Annotated in this window: 2 protein-coding genes; both read left to right on the top strand. The window is 54.4% G+C overall.

Going from position 1 to position 1,023, the window contains the following annotated elements:
* Positions 1–86: 86 nt before the first annotated feature.
* On the top strand, positions 87–470 hold the full coding sequence (locus I2D94_RS18145) for a hypothetical protein (protein ID WP_195397924.1): 384 nt from the start codon (positions 87–89) through the stop codon (positions 468–470).
* Positions 470–991: a glucosaminidase domain-containing protein gene (locus I2D94_RS18150; RefSeq protein WP_195397925.1), complete on the top strand. Its 522-nt coding sequence runs from the start codon at positions 470–472 to the stop codon at positions 989–991. The genes I2D94_RS18145 and I2D94_RS18150 overlap by 1 nt, the downstream gene beginning before the upstream one ends.
* Positions 992–1,023 lie beyond the last annotated feature (32 nt).

Below are 1,023 nucleotides of genomic sequence, written 5' to 3' on the forward strand. Positions count from 1 at the left end.
GATGAAATGATGTATCTAATGGACGTTTATACAGAGGCAGAGATCCTTGCCAAAATGCGCAAATTGATCGGCCAGGACGGAACAAAATGAATTACGAAGAGATGTGCGCCCTTGCGGCAGTGGCCTTATGTCGGATCCCAGTGAGTAAAAGAACGACCGACTATGAAAGTATAACGAGAAATCTGTGCGAAAACATGATTAAACTGATGCCACGTATGACAGGATCAGAGCTTATCAAGTGCGCTGATGCCGCCATAAACAAGGGGCGGACAGGTGAGAAAATGGTCAGCAAAAAAGTTGCTCAGGATTACGCGGCCGTAGCCTTGACAGCGGTGCCTGAACAGCTTAGGGAGACTGATCTGATGTATGCAATCAATTTGTATGACCAGATGGACAAGCTCATGCAAGAATACACGCCTGCACAGATTCGGGCGCAGGCGCTGGAACTGCTAGATGGAGAGGTGTACTGATGCGCAGGCTTAGACGCCCGGCCCTGGTAGTCATCACGGCTGCGCTGACTGCCGGCGTGACGCTCAACCTGCCGGCAGCTGATGCCGAGACACCAGTACGGCAGACGGTGACCGTGATCGATCTCTATCAGCCTGATACGCCGGCTTACACAGCCGACATGGACGTCAGCTGGCATGAGTGGCAACCGATCGCCAAGGCGGCCGGGGTTGTCCCGGTGGCGCTGCTGGAGCTGGCCGAGGAGTACAATATCAGCCCAGTCTACGCCGCGGCGGTGTTTGTACTTGAAACCGGCTGGGGATCATCGTCAGTCTGGCTGACCAAGCACAATCCCGCCGGGATCCGGTGCGGATCTAGGTACTGCAGATACAGCACAGCTGCAGATGGGCTTAGACGGATGTTTGAGATCATGGCCGACTACTACGGCAACGGCCTGACCACGGTAGCACAGCAGCGCTCGCTGTGGTCGGAGGCTGATGATACAGAAAAGATAGTCCAGCTCATGGAGCAGCTGGCTGAGTAGCTTATGGAGGCAATCATCAACGGCATCAACAG

This window comes from Holdemania sp. 1001302B_160321_E10 (genome assembly GCF_015552275.1).
In the GTDB taxonomy this organism is placed as follows: Bacteria; Bacillota_I; Bacilli_A; order Erysipelotrichales; family Erysipelotrichaceae; genus Holdemania.

Excerpts from the sequence above, each read along its gene's own strand:
- I2D94_RS18145 (WP_195397924.1), top strand. The coding sequence starts at position 87 with ATGAATTACGAAGAGATGTGCGCCCTTGCGGCAGTGGCCTTATGTCGG.
- I2D94_RS18150 (WP_195397925.1), top strand. The coding sequence starts at position 470 with ATGCGCAGGCTTAGACGCCCGGCCCTGGTAGTCATCACGGCTGCGCTG.